This window comes from Streptomyces sp. SBT349 (assembly GCF_001083795.1).
In the GTDB taxonomy this organism is placed as follows: domain Bacteria; phylum Actinomycetota; class Actinomycetes; order Streptomycetales; family Streptomycetaceae; genus Streptomyces.
This window is the reverse complement of sequence record NZ_LAVK01000595.1, coordinates 1-2,287: the sequence shown is the minus strand read 5'-3', so window position 1 is coordinate 2,287 and position 2,287 is coordinate 1. Positions and strand designations below refer to the sequence as shown.

The following is a 2,287-nucleotide window of genomic DNA, read 5'->3' as shown; positions in this document are numbered from 1 at the left end:
GTCGCGCTCGGGTGTGCCCTGGTGTGGGCGGGGCCCGCCGTCGTCGAGGCGGTGTTCGGGCCGCTGAGCTGGGCGACGCGCCCCTGGGACGGGGTGCCCGGCGGGGCGGCCCGCGACGCGCTCGGTCCCCGGCTGACCTGGTCGGGCACGGCCCTGACCCCCGTGGTGCTCGCGGTGGTGGCGGCCGTGGCCGCCGTCGCGGCCCGCGCCGCGGGGGCCGTCGACCGGCGGGCCGCGCCGCTGGTCGCGCTGCCGCTGGCCTGCGCGGCGGCGGTCACCTCGCCGCTGGCCGCGGGGCTCCCCTACCCCGTGGCGCTGGCCGTGCCGGTGGTGCTCGCCGTGGGCCTGGTGTCGGTGCGGACCACGGCGACGGGCGCGGCCGGACTGGCTCTCGCGCCCCTGGCCCTCGGCTGGGCACTGGCCGAAAGGACGGCGACCTTCGCGGTGTTGGGGGCGCTCACGCTGGCGTTCGCGGTGGCTTACCGGCGCGCGGACCGGGACGCGCACCGGGCGGTCGCCGCGAGCGCCGCCGTGGTGTGCGTCGCGGGGCTGGCGCGGGCGGTGCCCGCGGCGTTCGACGTGCCGCCCGCCTGGGCCGCGTTCGCGGTCCTCGCGGTGGCGCTGCCCGCGGCGGCCTCGCGTGCCCTGGCCGTGGAGTGCACGGGCCATGTGCTCGCCGCGTGGGGCCTGGTGCTGGCGCTCACGGGGGAGAACGCCGCCGCGCTGTCGCTCGCCCTCGCCGCCTGCGGGACGGCGGCGGTGGGGATCGCGCTGACCCGCCCCGACCGCGGCATCGCCGGGGGCGTGGCGGCTGCCGTGCTGCTGACGCTGGCCGGGTGGAACGGGCTCGCCGCCCGGGGCGTCACCGTGCCCGAGCCCTACACCCTCCACCTCGCCGCCGCGGCACTGGTCATGGGCGCGGTGCTGAGGCGCCGCGACGACGGGCCGTCCTCGTGGCAGGGCTATGGAACGGGCCTGGCCCTGCTGTTCCTGCCCAGCCTGCTCATGGTCTGGCAGGACCCGGGCGGGCCGCGCCCCCTGCTGCTGGGCGCCGGGGCGCTCACCGTGACCGTGCTCGGCGCGCGCCACCGCCTGCAAGCCCCCCTCACGCTGGGCTCCACCACCCTCGCGCTGGTGGCGCTCCACGAACTCGCCCCGCATGTGGCCGCCATGGTGGGCGTCCTCCCCCGCTGGCTCCTCCCGGCCTGCGCCGGAGCGCTGCTCCTCTCCCTGGGCGCCACCTACGACCACCGCCTGACCGAGGCCCGCCGCCTCCACGCGGCCTGGCAACGCCTCACCTGACCTCCGGATACGCGCCGGGGGCGGCCCGGTTGCCGACCGCCTCCCCCGTCACCGCCTGGGGGACACCGCCAGCTCGATGAGGTGCCGCCTGGTCACCCGGCCGCCGTACCGTCCGTCGATCAGGGCCGCGACGCATCCGAGCAGCCCTTCCCTGGCGGCTTCCGGGAGAGCCCGGTGGCCGGAGTAGGTCCGCAGCAGCGCCAGATAGTCCGACGTGGCGTACGTGAGGTCCTGCTCGTAGCGGCGGAACACCGTGGGCCCGAACCGGCCGCTCCGCGCGACCTCCCCCGCGTGGTCCGAGCCGTCGATGCCGGCGGCCGAGGAGAGCCGCAGCCCGGGTGGCGTGTCCGGGTCGAAGCGCTCGTAGCAGCGCTGGACCTCGACGAAGAACTCCTCGGTGCCGCCCCTCACATGCTGGGTGCGCACCACGGCGAGCGCCCCGCCGGGACGCAGCGCGTCGGCGGCTTTGACCGTCCGTACCGCCGGGTCGATCCAGTGGAACGCCGTCGCCGAGACGACCACGTCGAACGGCTCCCCCGGCAGCGGCCAGCTCTCGAAGTCCGCCGTCACCACCTCCGCCGCCGCGGCCCCGGCCAGATTCCGGCGGGCGACCGCGGCCATCTGCGCTCCCGCCTCGACGGCCGTGATCCGGCAGCCCCGCCCCGCCAGAGGCACCGTGGCCTGGCCGGTCCCGCAGCCCACCTCCAGCACGCGGCTGCCGGAGCGGGCGCCCGCGAGCTCCGCGAGGTCGTCGTACAACTCCGGCGGATATGCGGGCCTGGCCCGGTCGTACAACTCCGCGTCCTCGTCGAACATCCGGCTCAGGCGCACCCGCCGGGACTCCTCGGGCCTGTCGTCGCGCCGCGCGCGCGTGGTGTTGTCGGGCATGCGGAGCAGGCTAGGCGTGTTGGTGTTGGTGTTGGTGCGAGTTGTGGGTGGGGCGGCTTCTACGCCTGGCTTAGGTGGCCGGCGCTTGCCCGGGTGT

Annotated in this window: 2 protein-coding genes; one reads left to right on the top strand and one right to left on the bottom strand. The window is 77.3% G+C overall.

The window, feature by feature from the left end; genetic code table 11:
* Positions 1-1,302 (top strand): SCO7613 C-terminal domain-containing membrane protein (locus tag ADY01_RS35005; protein WP_420715766.1); only part of this gene is annotated, 1,302 nt, incomplete at its 5' end.
* Positions 1,303-1,350: 48 nt separating this feature from the next.
* On the opposite strand, the gene ADY01_RS35000 is transcribed toward ADY01_RS35005, so the two are convergent.
* A complete protein-coding gene (locus ADY01_RS35000; protein ID WP_049580870.1) occupies positions 1,351-2,190 on the bottom strand; it encodes a class I SAM-dependent methyltransferase in 840 nt (279 codons plus the stop codon).
* Positions 2,191-2,287: the final 97 nt, after the last annotated feature.